Origin of the sequence: Sulfitobacter sp. HNIBRBA3233 (genome assembly GCF_040149665.1) — a bacterium.
In the GTDB taxonomy this organism is placed as follows: domain Bacteria; phylum Pseudomonadota; class Alphaproteobacteria; order Rhodobacterales; family Rhodobacteraceae; genus Sulfitobacter; species Sulfitobacter marinivivus.
Map to the genome: position 1 here is coordinate 2,696,744 of NZ_JBEFLP010000001.1, position 16,528 is coordinate 2,713,271.

The 16,528-nt window shown below is 63.2% G+C and carries 15 protein-coding genes and 1 tRNA gene; 9 read left to right on the forward strand and 7 right to left on the reverse strand.

The window, feature by feature from the left end; translation table 11 throughout:
- The first annotated feature begins 20 nt into the window (after positions 1-20).
- The 4 genes from ABMC89_RS13190 (at position 21) to ABMC89_RS13205 (ending at position 4,560) form a co-directional block, all read left to right on the forward strand.
- Positions 21-857 (forward strand): ABC transporter ATP-binding protein, encoded by an 837-nt coding sequence (locus ABMC89_RS13190; RefSeq protein ID WP_349568445.1) that lies wholly within the window; start codon positions 21-23, stop codon positions 855-857.
- Position 858: 1 nt separating this feature from the next.
- Positions 859-1,560 carry a VIT1/CCC1 transporter family protein gene (locus ABMC89_RS13195; protein ID WP_349568447.1) on the forward strand — a complete coding sequence of 234 codons (702 nt, stop codon included), beginning with the start codon at positions 859-861 and terminating at the stop codon, positions 1,558-1,560.
- A 39-nt stretch (positions 1,561-1,599) separates the two neighbouring features.
- Positions 1,600-2,826 carry a phenylacetate--CoA ligase family protein gene (locus ABMC89_RS13200; protein WP_349568450.1) on the forward strand — a complete coding sequence of 409 codons (1,227 nt, stop codon included), beginning with the start codon at positions 1,600-1,602 and terminating at the stop codon, positions 2,824-2,826.
- A gap of 75 nt (positions 2,827-2,901) precedes the next feature.
- Positions 2,902-4,560, forward strand: a complete 1,659-nt coding sequence (locus tag ABMC89_RS13205) for an ABC transporter permease (RefSeq protein ID WP_349568452.1) — start codon at positions 2,902-2,904, stop codon at positions 4,558-4,560.
- Between the two features lie 111 nt (positions 4,561-4,671).
- Here ABMC89_RS13205 and yghU read toward each other — a convergent pair whose 3' ends face one another.
- Positions 4,672-5,535 (reverse strand): glutathione-dependent disulfide-bond oxidoreductase, encoded by an 864-nt coding sequence (yghU, locus tag ABMC89_RS13210; RefSeq protein WP_349568454.1) that lies wholly within the window; start codon positions 5,533-5,535, stop codon positions 4,672-4,674.
- A 124-nt stretch (positions 5,536-5,659) separates the two neighbouring features.
- Here yghU and ABMC89_RS13215 point away from each other — a divergent pair, with 124 nt between their 5' ends.
- Entirely contained in the window at positions 5,660-6,301 is a 642-nt protein-coding gene (locus ABMC89_RS13215; protein ID WP_349568456.1) for a hypothetical protein, read from the forward strand.
- A gap of 59 nt (positions 6,302-6,360) precedes the next feature.
- Here ABMC89_RS13215 and ykgO read toward each other — a convergent pair whose 3' ends face one another.
- Both ykgO and ABMC89_RS13225 read right to left on the reverse strand, forming a co-directional pair.
- Positions 6,361-6,486: a type B 50S ribosomal protein L36 gene (ykgO, locus tag ABMC89_RS13220; RefSeq protein WP_025058716.1), complete on the reverse strand. Its 126-nt coding sequence runs from the start codon at positions 6,484-6,486 to the stop codon at positions 6,361-6,363.
- An 83-nt stretch (positions 6,487-6,569) separates the two neighbouring features.
- Positions 6,570-6,644 (reverse strand) — tRNA-Val (locus ABMC89_RS13225).
- 151 nt (positions 6,645-6,795) lie between these two features.
- On the opposite strand from ABMC89_RS13225, the gene ABMC89_RS13230 reads away from it, so the two are divergent.
- Entirely contained in the window at positions 6,796-7,656 is an 861-nt protein-coding gene (locus ABMC89_RS13230) for an N-formylglutamate amidohydrolase (RefSeq protein ID WP_349568458.1), read from the forward strand.
- A gap of 43 nt (positions 7,657-7,699) precedes the next feature.
- On the opposite strand, the gene ABMC89_RS13235 is transcribed toward ABMC89_RS13230, so the two are convergent.
- The 3 genes from ABMC89_RS13235 to ABMC89_RS13245 form a co-directional block, all read right to left on the reverse strand.
- Entirely contained in the window at positions 7,700-8,953 is a 1,254-nt protein-coding gene (locus ABMC89_RS13235) for a DNA polymerase IV (RefSeq protein ID WP_349568460.1), read from the reverse strand.
- A gap of 429 nt (positions 8,954-9,382) precedes the next feature.
- Positions 9,383-10,090 (reverse strand): orotidine-5'-phosphate decarboxylase, encoded by a 708-nt coding sequence (gene pyrF, locus ABMC89_RS13240; RefSeq protein ID WP_349568462.1) that lies wholly within the window; start codon positions 10,088-10,090, stop codon positions 9,383-9,385.
- A 222-nt stretch (positions 10,091-10,312) separates the two neighbouring features.
- Positions 10,313-10,618 (reverse strand): orotidine 5-phosphate decarboxylase, encoded by a 306-nt coding sequence (locus ABMC89_RS13245; RefSeq protein WP_349568464.1) that lies wholly within the window; start codon positions 10,616-10,618, stop codon positions 10,313-10,315.
- A 415-nt stretch (positions 10,619-11,033) separates the two neighbouring features.
- Here ABMC89_RS13245 and clpB point away from each other — a divergent pair, with 415 nt between their 5' ends.
- A complete protein-coding gene (gene clpB, locus ABMC89_RS13250; RefSeq protein ID WP_349568466.1) occupies positions 11,034-13,652 on the forward strand; it encodes an ATP-dependent chaperone ClpB in 2,619 nt (872 codons plus the stop codon).
- 172 nt (positions 13,653-13,824) lie between these two features.
- Here clpB and ABMC89_RS13255 read toward each other — a convergent pair whose 3' ends face one another.
- Positions 13,825-14,307: a fasciclin domain-containing protein gene (locus tag ABMC89_RS13255; RefSeq protein ID WP_349568468.1), complete on the reverse strand. Its 483-nt coding sequence runs from the start codon at positions 14,305-14,307 to the stop codon at positions 13,825-13,827.
- A 392-nt stretch (positions 14,308-14,699) separates the two neighbouring features.
- On the opposite strand from ABMC89_RS13255, the gene msrP reads away from it, so the two are divergent.
- Together msrP and msrQ are read left to right on the forward strand one after the other, a co-directional pair.
- Complete coding sequence (msrP, locus tag ABMC89_RS13260; RefSeq protein WP_349568470.1) at positions 14,700-15,608, forward strand: protein-methionine-sulfoxide reductase catalytic subunit MsrP; 909 nt, start codon at positions 14,700-14,702, stop codon at positions 15,606-15,608.
- Positions 15,609-15,702: 94 nt separating this feature from the next.
- The gene (msrQ, locus tag ABMC89_RS13265; RefSeq protein WP_349568472.1) at positions 15,703-16,305 is read left to right on the forward strand and encodes a protein-methionine-sulfoxide reductase heme-binding subunit MsrQ; all 603 of its coding nucleotides are present in this window, start codon (positions 15,703-15,705) and stop codon (positions 16,303-16,305) included.
- Positions 16,306-16,528 lie beyond the last annotated feature (223 nt).

The following is a 16,528-nucleotide window of genomic DNA, read 5'->3' on the forward strand; positions in this document are numbered from 1 at the left end:
GTAAAAAGGGTGCTGGGACCATGCTGGACGACGCCAAGACCGCCGATGTGCAGGTTGAGAACCTTCTGGAAGTCAACAACATCGAAGTGATCTACAACCACGTGATCCTTGTGCTCAAAGGGGTCAGCCTGAACGTGCCCAAAGGCGGTATCACCGCGCTTCTGGGGGGCAACGGGGCGGGCAAGACCACCACACTCAAGGCGATTTCCGGTTTGCTGGCCTCGGAGCGGGGCGAAGTGACCAAAGGGTCGATCAAGTACCGCAACATCCCCATTCAGCACGCCGATCCGGCAGAGACGGTCAAGGCCGGTGTCGTGCAGGTCATGGAAGGTCGCCACTGTTTCGAGCACCTGACCGTCGAGGAAAACCTGCTGACCGGTGCCTATACCCGCAGCGACGGTGCCGCCGCGATCGCGGCGGACCTCGAGATGGTCTATGACTATTTTCCGCGCCTGCGCGAGCGGCGCAAAAGCCAGGCGGGATATACCTCTGGCGGGGAACAGCAGATGTGCGCCGTGGGCCGCGCGCTGATGAGCCGCCCCGAGACGATCCTGCTGGACGAGCCGTCGATGGGATTGGCCCCGCAGCTGGTCGAACAGATTTTCGAGATCGTGAAGACGATCAACGAAAAGGAAGGCGTGACTTTCCTTCTGGCCGAGCAGAACACCAACGTGGCGCTGCGATATGCGCACTACGGCTATATCCTCGAATCCGGGCGCGTGGTGATGGATGGCCCCGCGAAGGATCTGCGAGAGAACCAGGATGTGAAGGAATTCTATCTTGGCATGTCCGACGAAGGGCGCAAATCCTTCCGCGATGTGCGCAGCTACCGGCGCCGCAAAAGATGGCTGAGCTGACATGAAACCGTCTGCGCATAGCGACGATCCGCACCTTGTCGACCGTGTGGGCTGGCTTCGCGCGGCGGTGATGGGGGCAAACGACGGCATCGTTTCGGTCGCGTCGCTCATTGTCGGCGTTGCGGCGGCGGAGCCTTCGGCGCGCACGATCCTGATCGCGGGCATGGCGGGGCTCGCCGCGGGGGCGATGTCGATGGCGGCGGGCGAATACGTCAGCGTATCGTCGCAGGCCGATCTGGAAAGCGCGGACATCGCCCGCGAGCGTCAGGCGTTGCTGGACGATCCGGCGGGCGAGGAGGAAGAACTGGTCGAGATCTACGTCGCACGCGGATTGTCGCAGGACACGGCCCGACAGGTCGCGCGGGAGCTGTCGGCGCAGGATGCGCTCGGGGCCCATGTGCGCGACGAGCTGGGCCTGTCCGAAACACAGGCTGCGCAGCCCTTGCTGGCGGCGGTCTCCTCGGCGGTGACGTTCAGTGCCTTTGCGGCGATCCCCCTGATCGCGGCGGTGCTGTCACCTCTGGCGATCCTGATCCCGGTGGTGGTGGTGGTGACGCTGATCGCGCTGGCCGGTCTGGGTGCGCTGGGCGCAGTCGCGGGCGGTGCGCCGGTGGTTCCGGCATCGGCAAGGGTGGTGATCTGGGGCGGGTTGGCCATGGCCGTAACCGCAGCGGTCGGGCGGATATTCGGGGTGGCGGTCTGACAGGGGCGCGCATCCGGCGAGAAACGATGAGGTAGCAAGGTGACGACGACAACACATTACGACGATCTGGAAACCCGCTCCGCCGCAGAGCGTGCAGCGGATATCGCCGAACGGCTGCCCCGACAGATCGCGCGGGCGCAGGCGCTTGCGGGCTATGCGACATCGCTTGCGGATGTCAGCCCGGCCCGGATCACCAGCGCAGAGGATCTGGCCGCGCTGCCCGTGCTTCGCAAATCCGATCTGGGAGAGGCGCAAAAGCGCGCGGCCCCCTTCGGTGGCTTCACCACGAAGCAGGCCCATGAATTCACCCATGTCTTCCAGTCGCCCGGCCCGATCTACGAGCCGTCGAGCAACGATCCGGACTGGTGGCGGATGGGCCGGTTCCTGCACGGGCTGGGCATTGGCGCGGGCGATATCGTTCACAACTGCTTTGGCTATCACCTGACACCGGCGGGGATGATTTTCGAAAGCGGCGCGCGGGCGGTGGGCGCTGCCGTGCTGCCCGCCGGCACGGGGCAGACCGAGCTTCAGGTCACGGCGGCACGGGACGTGGGGTCGACGGCCTATGCGGGAACGCCGGACTACCTGAAGGTTATCCTCGAGAAAGCCGATGAAATGGGCGTCACGCTCGGGATTACCCGCGCCGCCGTGGGGGGCGGGGCGCTGTTTCCGTCGCTGCGCGACTGGTACACCCAGCGCGGTATCACCTGTCTGCAATGCTATGCGACCGCCGATCTGGGCAACATCGCCTACGAATCCCCCGCCGCCGAGGGGATGATCGTGGATGAGCATGTGATCGTGGAGATCGTGACACCCGGCACCGGCGATCCGGTGCCTGCGGGCGAGGTGGGTGAAGTTGTCGTCACCACGCTGAACCCGGACTATCCGCTGATCCGCTTCGCCACAGGCGATCTGAGCGCCGTCATGGAGGGCCAAAGCCCCTGCGGGCGCACGAACCTGCGCATCAAGGGGTGGATGGGCCGTGCGGACCAGACCACGAAGATCAAGGGCATGTTCGTGCGCCCCGAGCAGGTTGCGTCCCTCGTGTCCGCCCACGCCGGTATCGACCGCGCGCGCATCATCGCCTCGCGCGAGGGAGAGCGCGATGTGATGACCGTGGTGATCGAAACCGCCGGCGCGGAACCGGATGGCTTTGCCGCGTCGATCCAGTCTCATCTGAAGATGAAAGGGGATGTGCGCGTCGTGGCCCCCGGCAGCCTGCCGCGCGACGGGTTGGTGATCGAGGACCAGCGCAGCTACGACTGACAGGGATCCGGGCAGGGACGGTGCGGTGCACTACACCATCTGGCCTTTCCGACAAAAATGATCGACAAAGCGGTCATGAGTCTGGTCTCCATACGTTCTGCGCGCGCAAGTCGCGACGGGCTGCGCCCCCTTGCGGGAGTGGCGCTGCTGGTTGCGGCGCTCTGCGCGCTGCCGATGGTGGCCGTGGTGATCGCGGCATTGACCGGCGGGACCGATACGGTCGCGCATCTGGCAGAGACGGTGCTGTGGTCCTACACCCGCGCGACGCTGGCGCTGGTGCTGCTGGTGGCGGCGGGCACTTTCGTCATCGGTGTGGGAACGGCGTGGCTGGTGACAATGACGCGCTTTCCGGGCAAGCGGTTTCTGGAGATCGCGCTGGTCATCCCGCTGGCGTTTCCGGCCTACGTTCTGGCCTATGCCTATACCCATATCCTGGACCACCCGGGCATTGTGCAAAGCTTTCTGCGGGATGTGACCGGCTGGGGGCCGCGCGACTACTGGTTCCCCGAAATCCGGTCGCTGGGTGGTGCGGCACTGATGCTGGTGCTGGTGCTTTATCCTTACGTCTACCTGCTGGCGCGGGCGGCCTTCCTGCAGCAGAGCGGGTCGACCTTTCTGGCGGCGCGCGCGCTGGGCTCCGGCGCGACCGCCGCGTTTTTCCGGGTCAGCCTGCCGCTGGCGCGTCCGGCGATTGCCGGGGGCGTGTTGCTGGCGGTGATGGAGACGATCGCGGATTTCGGCACGGTGTCCTATTTCAGCGTGCAGACCTTCGCGACCGGTATCTACACCAGCTGGTTCGCGCTGGCCGACCGCGCGGGGGCCGCGCAGCTGGCGCTTTGCCTGCTGAGCTTTGCGTTGCTTCTGGCCATGCTGGAACGGCTGCAACGCGGGGGGGCGCAGTACCACGAGGGCGCGCGCCGCACGCAGGCCATGGCCCCTGCCCATCTGAAGGGCTGGCGGGCGATGCTTGCGATGATCGCCTGCGCGCTGCCGGTGGTGCTGGGCGCGGGATTGCCGATCGTGGTGCTGGTGTCGATGGGGATCGGATCTGAACAGGACCTGCTGAGCCCGCGCTACATCGGTTTCGTACGCAATTCGCTGACCCTTGCGGGGGTCGCGGCGCTGGTCACGGTCGGCGCGGCGATTTCCGTTGGGTTTTTCCAGCGCCTGCACCGCGGCAGGCGGGCACGTGCGGCGGCCTATGTGGCGCGGCTGGGCTATGCCGTGCCGGGCGGGGTGATCGCGGTTGGCCTGCTGGTGCCTTTCGCGGCCTTCGACAATGCGCTGGATGCATGGATGCGGGCGACATTCGATATTTCGACCGGTCTGCTGGTGACCGGATCGATCTGGCTTCTCGTGGTGGCCTATATGGTGCGTTTCCTCGCGGCAGCGCTGGGCGCCTACGAGGGCGGGCAGGCGATGGTGCACGGGAACATGGATGCGGCATCGCGTTCGCTGGGGCAGGGCCCGCTGGGCACGCTGCGCCGCGTGCATCTGCCGATCCTCGCGCCGAGCCTTCTGACCGCGCTTCTGATCGTGTTTGTAGACGTGATGAAAGAGCTTCCCGCGACGCTGATTATGCGGCCCTTCAACTATGACACGCTGGCGGTTCAGGCCTACCGGCTGGCCAATGACGAGCGTCTGGAAGGTGCGGCTGTCCCGAGCCTTGTGATCGTGGCCATGGGGTTGCTGCCGGTGATCCTGATCTGCCGTCAGGTCGGGCGGCGCGGCTGATCCCGATATTGCACGCCGGTGGACCGTCCGGCGGCTGGCGGCGGATTCGAGTTTAAGGGCAAAGTGGAGGCAGGGGCCGCGCGCCACCGGGAGGGCAGCGCGCGGATCCTGTCAGTCCTTGGCAATCTTGTCCTGGGTCCTGGTTTCGAAATCGCTCGCGTCGTGGCGTTCGAGGAGCTGTTTGGACGGATCGTCACCGAAGGCCTTGTTGACCATGCGACCCCGGCTGACGGCCGGACGCGCATCGATCGCTTCGGCCCAGCGCAGCACGTTCTTGTAGCTTGCCACATCCAGAAACTCTGCGGCGCTGTAGAGGCGGCCCAATACCAGTTGACCGTACCACGCCCAGATCGCCATGTCGGCAATCGAATATTCGCCCGCGAAATAGTCGTTTTCGGCCAGATGGCGGTCGAGCACGTCAAGCTGGCGCTTCGTCTCCATTGCGAAGCGGTTGATGGGGTATTCGAATTTCTCGGGTGCGTAGGCGTAGAAATGTCCGAAACCGCCGCCGAGATAGGGGGCCGAGCCCATCTGCCAGAACAGCCAGCTCATCGCTTCGGCGCGCTGGCCGGGATCGGCGGGCAGGAAGGCGCCGAATTTTTCCGCGAGGTAGAGCATGATCGATCCGCTTTCGAAAACCCGCTGCGGTTCGTCACCGGAGTGGTCCATCAGGGCCGGGATCTTGGAGTTCGGGTTGACCGCGACGAAGCCCGAGCCGAACTGTTCACCTTCGCCGATGTTGATCAGCCACGCGTCGTATTCGGCGCCCTCGTGGCCGAGTGCGAGGAGTTCTTCCAGCAGGATCGTGACCTTGACCCCGTTGGGGGTCGCGAGGGAGTAGAGCTGGAGCGGGTGTTTTCCGACGGAAAGCTCCTTGTCGTGGGTGGGTCCCGCGATGGGGCGATTGATCGACGCGAACTTGCCGCCGCTTTCGGCGTCCCATGTCCAGACTTTCGGGGGCGTGTATTCGGCCATTTCGGGCACCTTTCTGTTTCCTGTTCTGCCCCCAACCTATTGTCTGGGCGGGCAGTGGCAAGGAGGCCTGCGTCAATAGACGGGACCGTTTGACGGCACGTGGCGGGATGTTAGGCTTTGCGCCGTGAAAATACCTCGGATCTCCGGCCTTGCGCGCGCCTGTGTCGCCCTCTGCATGGTGGCGGTCATATGGCCTTGCGCAGCGCTGGCCGAGCGTCCTGCGGCGGGGCTGTTGTGGAACCGGACCGGGTTGCCGGCGGTCTTTCCGTTGCTGGTGGTGACCGCGCCCGGACGCGACTACGTGGTGGAGCTGACCGACGCGGAGACAGCGACACCCGCGATGGCGGGGTATATCCACGGAGGCCGCTTTTTCCGTCTGCTCGTGCCGCCGGGCCGGTTCGATGTCACGTTCCATGCGGGCAGCGGTTGGGCCGGAGAAGAGATGCTGTTCGGCCCGGCCACGCAAACCATGCGCCTTGAGAAACCGCTGGTCTTTCGGGTGGAGGATTTCAGGACCAAGGCCGGCCACCGCATAGATTTGCGCGACTGGGCCCCGGGAGAGCGCGCGGGACTGCAAACGCGGCGCATCGCGCTGTGCCAGACGCTGAGGCTGGCGCCGGAAGCACCACCCGCCCTGACGCTGGTGCCAACCGGCCCCGACACCGAGCAGTCGGCGGGCGACGCGCCAAAGTACGGCGATTTGTGGCGGTACAGGCACGTCGCGCAAGACAGGGCGCGTTGGGACGTCGAATCGCGCCCGTGCTGAGGCAACAAAAAGGCCGCTCTGGGATGAGCGGCCTTTCAGGGATCAGATGATCCGAACAATCAACCCTGGCGGGCCTTGAAACGCTTTTGCGTCTTGTTGATCACATAGACGCGGCCCTTGCGGCGCACAACGCGGCAGTCACGGTGCCGGTTCTTGAGCGAGCGGAGCGAGTTGCGAACTTTCATAAGTTCTCTCCTTCAATGTCATGGCGCGAACCAGCGCCGGGTTTCGGGCGGATCCGGCGATTGCGCGCCAGATCGATGAAAAGTGGTGGGCGATACTGGGATCGAACCAGTGACCCCTTCGATGTCAACGAAGTGCTCTACCGCTGAGCTAATCACCCACATTAGATGCGAAATCTCCTGCCCCAAACAAAAATGGGGCGCGAAACCACGCGCCGTTGCGCTCCTATAAAAGGTTGCGAGAGGGGGATCAAGGGGTTTTGGCTTCGTTGTATTCCGCGCTATGTGTTTGAGGAACCACGGGAGCCCGGGATGACATCAGCGGCCTACGATATCCTTTTGCCTGAACGCGCCCTGTCGTGCGTTGTTTTTGCCTCACCGCATTCGGGACGCGACTATGGCTGGTCCTTTTTGCGCAAAACCGTCCTGAACGAGCATGAAATCCGCTCGTCCGAGGACGCTTTTGTGGATCAGCTGTTCGATTGCGCCCCGGAATACGGTGCCGCGTTTATCCGTGCGGGCACGCCGCGCGCCTATGTTGATCTGAATCGGGCCTGCGACGAACTGGATCCCGCGCTAATCGAAGGGGTGCGGCGCGTGGGCCACAACCAGCGGGTCGCATCCGGTCTGGGGGTGATTCCGCGGGTCGTGGCGAACGGCCGTGCGATTTATCGCGGCAAGATGACGGAGGCCGAGGCGCAGGAGCGAATCGACCGGATCTGGAAACCCTACCACGAGCGGCTTCAGCATCTTCTGAGCCGCGCGCATGATCTGCACGGGCAGACCGTGCTGGTCGACTGCCATTCGATGCCCCACGAGGCGATGGATGGCGTCGCGCGCGCGGGCATCCGGCGGCCCGACGTGGTGCTGGGCGACCGGTTCGGGGCCGCGGCCAGCGGCGAGGTCGTGGACCGGATCGAGGCTGCCTTTTCGGACGCGGGTTTCGTCGTCACGCGGAACGCGCCGTTCGCGGGGGCCTATATCACGCAGGCCTACGGGAAACCTGCGAAGGGCCAGCACGCGGTTCAGGTCGAGATCGACCGCTCGCTTTATATGAACGAACAGCTGATCCGCCCGAACGGCGATTTCGAGGCCGTGCGCGCCGCTTTGCGCAATGTCATCCGCGATGTCGCGCGAATCGGGCAGGGCCGCGTGCCGCTCGCGGCGGAATAGACCCCGCGCTGGGCCTGTGTGCGCAGGGGCCTTTGCGGGCGCGTCAGCGCAGTGCGCGGCCCTTCACGATGGCGCGTGCGCCGAATTTTCCCCGAATCGCATCGGTGGCGCGTTCCGCGCGGCTGCGCTGCCCGGCGCCCGGATCGAGCAGATCGCCAAGTTTGTCGGCATCCGCCGCCTCGCTCAGATCCGACAGGCCACATCCCAGCAGACGGTAGGGTCCACGGTCGCCGACCTGATCGAACAGGCCGCGCGCGGTACGGTAGATCCGGTCGGCGAGCTGCGTCGGATCGGTGAGCGCGACGCGGCGGCTGATCAGCGAGTGATCGGCGCGCTTGAGCTTGAGCGTGACGACACGGCCCGCGAGCCCCTTTGCCTTGGCGCGGTCCGCGACTTTTTCGGCCATCCGCCAGATATGGCCATCGAGGATGTCGGCATCTGCCGTGTCCTCGCCAAAGGTGGTTTCGTTCGAGATCGATTTCATCGGGCTGTGGGCAGACACGCGCCGATTGTCCTGCCCGCGGGCGAGGTGCCACAGGCGGTCGCCCATGCCCCCGAATCGCGCAACGAGATCGGTTTTCTCCCAGCGCAGCAGATCCGCGAAGGTGCGGATCCCCGCCTTGTCGAGCGACGCCTGCGCCGCCGCGCCCACGCCCCAGATCATGCGCACGGGCTTGTCGCGCAGAAAGGCGGCTGTTTCGGCCTGGCCGATCACGGAAAACCCGTGCGGTTTGTCCAGGTCGGACGCGACCTTGGCGAGGAACTTGTTATGGCTCAGGCCGATCGAGCCGGTGAGCCCCAGTTCGGTTTTCATCCGCCGCACCAGCCCCGCAAGCATCACCGCAGGCGGCGCGCCGTGAAGGCGCGCGGTGCCGGTCATGTCCAGAAATGCCTCGTCCAGAGACAGGGGTTCGATGGCGGGTGTCAGCTCTTCCATCATGGCGCGGATCGCGCGGGAGGCTTCGACATAGACGTCCATGCGCGGTTTGATCACCACCGCCTCAGGGCATAGTTTCAACGCCTGAAACATCGGCATCGCTGACCGCACACCGCGAATGCGCGCAACATAGCACGCGGTCGACACAACGCCGCGCCGCCCGCCGCCGATGATCACCGGCTTGCCCTCGAGTTCCGGGTTGTCGCGCTTTTCGACGGACGCATAGAAGGCGTCGCAGTCCATATGGGCGATGCCGAGGTTCCACAGTTCGGGGTGCCGCGTGATGCGCGGGCTGGCACAGGACGGGCACCGTGGGGCGTCGTCGAACTGGTTCAGGCAATTGCGGCAAAGGGCTGGCATGGCACGCGCTGTCGTCTCTTTCGGGATGCCTGATGATACGCCTCCGGCGGGGCAAGGGCCACGGCAAAGCTGCGGAGGGCGCTGGGCGCAAAAGGCTGCAAAGCTGCCCCGGGCCAGCCCCTGAAACAGGGAAATTGGTGAATACTAAGACGTATCCCGGCGCGTCATTTTCAGCCCAGAAAGGCGTTTTTCACGAAAGTGACCTGAGTGCGCAGGGATCGAAACGATCGCTGCGCGGTTCTAACCATCTGAATTTTTATGAAAAACCCCCCGCTGCGTCTAGCGGGGGGAAGGTGACGAACATCAGGAAGAACCAGTTCGTCGGGGAGTATCACCATAGGTTGTATAGCATAGAACACAGTGCCGCTGATAGTATGGTATTCCGGACCGCGGCTGCGAATTATTGATATGTGACGAATTAAGCACGGTTCATTTTCTGCGGTCCAGCTCATCGAGAATCGCTTGCGCAGCGCTTGCAGGGTTGTCCGCCTGATGGATCGGGCGCCCGACAACGATGTGGTCTGCCCCGTTTTCAATGGCTTGGGCGGGGGTGGTGACGCGCTTTTGGTCGCCGAGTGCGGCGCCCGATGGGCGTACACCGGGCGTGACGATCAGCTTGCCGGTCGCTGCGCTGTGCGCGCGGATCATTTTGGCCTCTTGCGGGGAGGCGATTACACCGTCGGCCCCCGCCTCGAACGCGCGCAGGGCACGGGTTTCGACGATATCGGCTATATTGCCGGGCTGGATCAGCCCCGCGTCCAGATCAGCACGGTCGAGGGATGTGAGGATGGTCACCGCGAGAATTTTCAGATCGCTGCCTGCCGCGCCCTCCTTTGCGGCGCGTACCACATGCGGATCGCCGTGGACCGTCAGGAAATCGAGATCGAACTGGGCAAGGCCGCGCACAGCCGCTTCGACAGTCGCCCCGATATCGAACAGCTTCATATCCAGAAAGATGCGTTTGCCATGCTCTTGCTTGAGCTCGTTCGCCAGCGCCAGCCCGCCACCGGTCAGCATCCCCAATCCGATTTTGTAGAAATTGACCGCGGGTCCGATGCGCTCAGCCATGTGAAGTCCGGTCACGGCGTTGGGAACATCCAGCGCCACGATCAGGCGGTCGTCTTTTGGTGCGGTCATGTCATCTCTCCGGTGGTCAAAGCAAACGGTCGATGCCTTATGCCACGCAGGGCCCGGTGTCTACGCGCGAAAAAAAGCCCGGTCGCGCATGAAGCGGACCGGGTCAGAGTGACAGAGACAGTGCAGGCAGGCAAACGTCTCTGGTTTTGCGGGGCCGCCGTCCGTGCGGGGACAGAGTGCACGGATCAGGCGTGTTGCCCGGCGCAAATCTAAATGTCGGTATCAGGCCGCGTCGCTGCGCGGCATGAAGAGTTCGGAAAGCCAGCGGCGCGGATCGAACTTCTCGCGTCCGGCGCGCAGGCTTGGTGCGTGGCGCTTCATTTGGCTGTAGAGCCCGCGCCCGCTGCTGTGGCGACGCAGTGCTTGCGTTCGCAGGCCTTCGGCGGCCTGCTCGAAACTCATGGTGATCGGGGCGTCAATGGCGCAAGCGTAGCGGCGTGTGCCGCCGTTCGAGCGGACGGATACCAGCGCTTCGAAGGATTGCGTTGCTGCGTTGTAGATCACGTTGTCCAGTTGTACCTGTGTCATGTTCTAACCTCATGGCCCCGCTGGTTTTTCTATGGGGCGACTGCTTGTTGTGTTTATTTGATCACTAACTTCAGAAATAAAACGCCCAAAGGGGAAAAATGTTTCGTCGAAAACGCTGAATCATGTGCCTCCGGTAAAAAATGATACAAATCAATAACTTAATATAGGTGGATTTTTGCCTACCGAATTGAAGCCTCCCGCATTGCGGGTATTTTCGCCACTTCTGCGACTTCCGCGCGCTTCATCCGGACAGGCACGCGCCGCAAAAAATCGTCGCATCGGACGGTAGAATGGTCAGAGCAGCCTCTTGATTGGATGTGGCCCAGTTCCCAAATCCTCTGCAGAGGTCCACGACAGGATGACATGCCGCCGGGCGGGTGTTGCGAAGGTGGACGCTTTTCAAAAGGAGAAGACCATGGACTTGAACAAGTTCACGGAGCGGTCACGGGGTTTCGTGCAGGCGGCCCAGACCATTGCTACCAGAGAGAGCCATCAGAGGCTCGCACCTGAACACCTGCTCAAGGCATTGATGGACGACGAGGAAGGGTTGGCAAGCAACCTGATCGCTGCGTCGGGTGGCAACCCGCAGGCGGTCAAGCAGGCCACGGATCTGGCTGTGTCCAAGATCGCCAAAGTGTCTGGCAACGCCGCGCAGCCCTATCTTGATGGCGCGACCGGTCGTGTCCTGGCCGAAGCCGAAGCGCTGGCCAAGAAGGCCGGCGACAGTTTCGTCCCTGTAGAACGTCTGCTGATGGCGCTGGCGATGGTGAAGTCCGAAGCGAAAACAGCGCTGGATGCGGGCAAGGTGTCCGCGCAGGGGCTGAACGGTGCCATCAACGATCTGCGCAAGGGGCGTACTGCGGATTCGGCCAGTGCCGAAGACGGCTATGACGCGCTCAAGAAATACGCGCAGGACCTGACGGCACGTGCCGAGGCGGGCAAGATCGACCCGATCATCGGCCGGGACGAGGAAATTCGCCGCACCATGCAGGTGCTCAGCCGCCGGACCAAGAACAACCCGGTCCTGATTGGTGAGCCGGGCGTCGGTAAGACCGCGATTGCCGAGGGGCTTGCCCTGCGGATCATCAACGGCGACGTGCCCGAAAGCCTGCGCAACAAGCGTCTGCTCGCGCTCGACATGGGCGCGCTGATCGCCGGCGCGAAGTACCGTGGCGAATTCGAGGAGCGGCTGAAGGCGGTGCTGACCGAAGTCACCGAAGCCGCGGGCCAGATCGTGCTGTTCATCGACGAGATGCACACGCTCGTGGGCGCGGGCAAGACCGACGGCGCAATGGACGCGGCCAACCTCATCAAACCGGCGCTTGCGCGGGGTGAGTTGCACTGTATCGGCGCAACGACCCTGAATGAGTATCGCAAATACGTCGAGAAGGACGCGGCCCTTGCGCGGCGCTTCCAGCCCGTGATGGTGCAGGAGCCGACCGTGGAAGATACCGTGTCGATCCTGCGCGGCATCAAGGAGAAGTACGAGCTGCACCACGGCGTGCGGATCAGTGACAGCGCGCTGGTCGCGGCGGCAACGCTGAGCCATCGTTATATCACCGACCGCTTCCTGCCGGACAAGGCCATCGACCTTGTGGACGAGGCGGCCAGCAGGCTGCGCATGGAAGTCGACAGCAAGCCCGAAGAGCTGGATGCGCTCGACCGTCAGATCCTGCAATTGCAGATCGAGGAAGAAGCGCTGAAAGTCGAGGACGATCAGGCGTCGAAGGACCGTTTGCAGACATTGCAGAAGGATCTGTCCGACCTTCAGGAACGCAGCGCCGAGATGACCGCCGCATGGCAGGCCGAGCGTGACAAGCTTGCGTCGGCCCGCGACGTGAAGGAACAGCTGGACCGTGCGCGTGCAGAACTGGACATCGCCAAGCGCGAGGGCAACCTCGCCCGCGCGGGCGAGCTGTCCTACGGCGTGATCCCGGGGCTGGAGCGTCAGCTTCAGGAGGCCGAGAGCCGCGGTGACGACGACGTCATGGTGGAAGAGGCCGTGCGCCCCGACCAGATCGCCGGTGTGGTCGAACGCTGGACCGGCATTCCGGCAGGCAAGATGCTGGAAGGCGAGCGCGACAAGCTGTTGCGCATGGAAGAGCAGCTGCACGGCCGCGTCATCGGGCAGGACAAGGCTGTGAAGGCTGTCGCGAACGCGGTGCGCCGTGCCCGCGCCGGCCTGAACGACGAGAACCGCCCGCTGGGCAGTTTCCTGTTCCTCGGGCCAACCGGCGTCGGGAAAACGGAGCTGACCAAGGCTGTCGCGGAGTTCCTGTTTGACGATGACAATGCCATGGTGCGCATCGACATGTCGGAATTCATGGAGAAGCACGCGGTTGCCCGTCTGATCGGCGCCCCTCCGGGCTACGTCGGCTATGACGAGGGCGGTGTCCTGACCGAAGCGGTCCGGCGTCGTCCCTATCAGGTCGTGCTGTTCGACGAGGTCGAGAAGGCGCATCCGGACGTGTTCAACGTGCTCCTGCAGGTGCTGGACGACGGCGTGCTGACCGATGGCCAGGGCCGGACGGTCGACTTCAAGCAGACGCTCATCGTGCTGACCAGCAACCTCGGCGCGCAGGCGCTCAGCATGGCGCCCGAAGGCAGTGACATGGCGCAGGCCAAGCGCGACGTGATGGATGCGGTGCGGGCCCATTTCCGCCCCGAATTCCTGAACCGTCTCGATGAAACCGTCATCTTCGACCGGCTGAGCCGCGAGAACATGGACGGAATCGTCACGATCCAGATGGCGCGCCTGCTCAAGCGGCTCGCGGCGCGCAAGATCACGCTGGACCTCGACGACGATGCGCGCAAGTGGCTCGCCGATGAAGGGTACGATCCGGTATTCGGCGCGCGGCCTCTGAAGCGTGTGATCCAGTCGTCGCTGCAAAACCCGCTGGCCGAGATGTTGCTGGCCGGTGATATCGCCGACGGCAGCACGGTGTCGGTGACGGCGGGGCCGGACGGGCTGATCATCGGGGACCGCGTGTCGCCGAGCAACCGGCCCAAGCCGGAGGAGGCGACGGTCCACTGACCGGAATGCACCTTGATGCAAATGACAGAAAGGCCGGAGCATCGCTCCGGCCTTTTTCTGTCTTGCCGGGGGCAAGCCCGCGCGGGGCAGGGCGCCCGTGGTCGGTGTGGGGAGGGCGCACGAAAAAGCCCGCCGGATGCAACCGGCGGGCTTCTCTGCAATCAGGCCGGACTTAAGAGTCGGGCATGATAACCTTGTCGATCACGTGGATCACGCCATTGCTGGCTTCGATATCGGCTGTCACGACATTCGCGTCGCCGACCATCACGCCGTCGCCCACGCTGAAGGTAACAACGTCACCCTGCACGGTTTCGGCTTCCAAGCCGTCCGACAGATCGGTCGACATCACTTTGCCCGGTACGACGTGGTAGGTCAGAACGGATGTCAGCTGGTCCTTGTTTTCGGGCTTCAGCAGTTCGTCCACTGTACCGTCGGGCAGCGCGGCAAATGCGGCGTCTGTCGGTGCGAAGACGGTGAAGGGCCCTTCACCCTGAAGGGTTTCGACAAGACCGGCAGCTTCTGCTGCGGCCAGAAGTGTTGTGAAGTCACCGGCATCCGATGCGGTTGCAACGATGTCTTTGCTGTGGCCAGCGGCGAAAGCGGCGGTGGCAAGTGCGGCGGCTGCTGTCATTCCGAGTGCTGTAGTGCGAAACATAGTGGTACTCCTTGGTTGGTTGACAGATGCAGTCTTGAGCATCGCAAACAATACGCGTGGTGGTTGGGCTTGGTTCACTCCATTTCGGTGCAATTTCCGTGACTGGTCGCAACGGCGCGAAAACTGCGCGGAATTACGCCAAGGTTTTGTAAATAAGGCAATTTATCGCCACTCGCGGGCTGCTGGTTGCGGCATTTCGTCCGTTTCATTTGCGCGCAGTCCATGGTGCCGCATTTTGGATTCCGGTTTGGCAAATACCCTCGTGGCGTGTGATCCGGCCGGACCCACACGCGATGACAATTTGGTGTGGCAACTGTAATCCGCGCCAAAAGAATTTGGTCATGCGGCGGTTCGCGCCTACGTCTTTTGCTGAAGCACGAGGAGGCTACCCCATGGCAATGCGCTGGAAAAACACACTCAAGGATCACCACGTCACGGATGAGGCGGTCTATCTCAACCGTCGCCAGATCATGGGCGGCGCGATGGCAGGACTGGGCCTGAGCGGGATCGCATCCGCGGCATCGGCTGCGGAGGAGGAGCTGACGCCCAATCCGTGGGACGACATCACACAGTACAATAACTACTACGAGTTCGGCACCGGCAAAGATGATCCGGCCCGGTACGCGGGGGCTCTGACAACCGAACCATGGACCGTGAAGATCGACGGCATGGTCGACAAACCCGGCGACTACGGCTTCGACGACATTATGAAGGCGATGACGATAGAAGAACGTCTCTACCGGTTCCGCTGTGTCGAAGCGTGGTCGATGGTCATCCCGTGGAACGGTTTCGAACTGGCGGATCTTCTGGCCATGGCGGGCGTCCAGTCGAGCGCCAAATACGTCGCCTTTGAAACGGCACTGCGTCCCGACGAGATGCCGGGCGTGCGGTACCCTGTGCTGGACTGGCCATATGTAGAAGGTCTGCGGCTGGATGAGGCCATGCACCCGCTGACAATCATGGCGACGGGCATTTATGGCCGGGAAATTCCGAACCAGAATGGCGCCCCCCTGCGACTCGTCGTGCCGTGGAAATACGGTTTCAAATCCATCAAGTCGATCGTCCGGATCACGCTGACCGATTCCGAGCCGCCGACAAGCTGGAACAAGGCCAATCCGCGCGAATATGGTTTCTATTCCAACGTGAACCCCGAGGTGGACCACCCGCGCTGGTCACAGGCCACGGAACGCCCCGTCGGCGGCGGCCTGTTTTCGGGACGCATCCCGACACTGATGTTCAACGGGTACGAGGAAGAGGTCGCAAGCCTCTACACCGGCATGGACCTGCGCGAGAACTTCTGATGCTCGGACCCTTTGAGCGCTACCGGATCAGCGCGGCGATTGCTGTCGGGCTGATCCGCTACATTGTGGCCGCAGGACCGACCGGGGACACCGCATGACCTCGGTGAAGGACAAGATCAACGGGGCTGCGCGGCGTGTCCCGACATGGGCTCTCTATATAGTATACCTGCTGCCGGTGCCGTGGTTGCTGTATCTGGCGCAGACCGGCGGCTTGGGCCGCGAGCCGATCAAGGCGCTGGAGCACGAGCTGGGCGAGATCGCATTGCAGTTGCTGATCATCGGATTGTGCATCACGCCGCTGCGGCGTTTCCTCGGCATCAACCTTCTGAAGTTCCGCCGGGCCTTCGGTCTTCTGGCCTTTACCTATGTATCTCTGCATCTGCTTGTCTGGGTGGTTCTGGATATGAGCCTGCTCTGGGGGCAGATGTGGGCGGATATCTGGAAACGTCCCTATATTACCGTCGGGATGGCGGGATTCGTCACACTGCTGCCGCTGGCGATAACCTCGAACAACCTGTCGGTCCGCAAGATGGGTGCCGCCGCATGGCGCAGCCTGCACAAGCTTACCTATGTCGCGATCGTCCTTGGCGGGATCCACTATCTCTGGCTTGTGAAGGGCTTTCAGATAGAGCCGATCCTCTACATGGCCGTGATTCTGGGCCTGCTGGCCCTGCGAGTCGTCCCGAAGAGGCGGTGAACAGGCCAAGATTCACCGATTCACCCCATGTGAATCGCTTCGGTCGGGTGCTGCGCTGTGCATAACCCTGTGGGTAAATCAGATTCCCCTGTTACCGCTCCCGGCGCTTACCCATGGTCAGAGCAACTATCTGTCGGAGCGCGCCGCTTTTGCGCAATCAGCGCAAAGCAAATGTATGTTTTTCTTGGGAAAATCAGAAAAACAGAGAAAAGTGAAAAAAGGC

Coding starts and splice junctions, on each gene's coding strand:
- ABMC89_RS13190 (WP_349568445.1), top strand. CDS start 21: ATGCTGGACGACGCCAAGACCGCCGATGTGCAGGTTGAGAACCTTCTG.
- ABMC89_RS13195 (WP_349568447.1), top strand. CDS start 859: ATGAAACCGTCTGCGCATAGCGACGATCCGCACCTTGTCGACCGTGTG.
- ABMC89_RS13205 (WP_349568452.1), top strand. CDS start 2,902: ATGAGTCTGGTCTCCATACGTTCTGCGCGCGCAAGTCGCGACGGGCTG.
- yghU (WP_349568454.1), bottom strand. CDS start 5,535: ATGGCCGAATACACGCCCCCGAAAGTCTGGACATGGGACGCCGAAAGC.
- ykgO (WP_025058716.1), bottom strand. CDS start 6,486: ATGAAAGTTCGCAACTCGCTCCGCTCGCTCAAGAACCGGCACCGTGAC.
- ABMC89_RS13230 (WP_349568458.1), top strand. CDS start 6,796: ATGACATCAGCGGCCTACGATATCCTTTTGCCTGAACGCGCCCTGTCG.
- ABMC89_RS13235 (WP_349568460.1), bottom strand. CDS start 8,953: ATGCCAGCCCTTTGCCGCAATTGCCTGAACCAGTTCGACGACGCCCCA.
- pyrF (WP_349568462.1), bottom strand. CDS start 10,090: ATGACCGCACCAAAAGACGACCGCCTGATCGTGGCGCTGGATGTTCCC.
- ABMC89_RS13245 (WP_349568464.1), bottom strand. CDS start 10,618: ATGACACAGGTACAACTGGACAACGTGATCTACAACGCAGCAACGCAA.
- clpB (WP_349568466.1), top strand. CDS start 11,034: ATGGACTTGAACAAGTTCACGGAGCGGTCACGGGGTTTCGTGCAGGCG.
- ABMC89_RS13255 (WP_349568468.1), bottom strand. CDS start 14,307: ATGTTTCGCACTACAGCACTCGGAATGACAGCAGCCGCCGCACTTGCC.
- msrP (WP_349568470.1), top strand. CDS start 14,700: ATGGCAATGCGCTGGAAAAACACACTCAAGGATCACCACGTCACGGAT.
- msrQ (WP_349568472.1), top strand. CDS start 15,703: ATGACCTCGGTGAAGGACAAGATCAACGGGGCTGCGCGGCGTGTCCCG.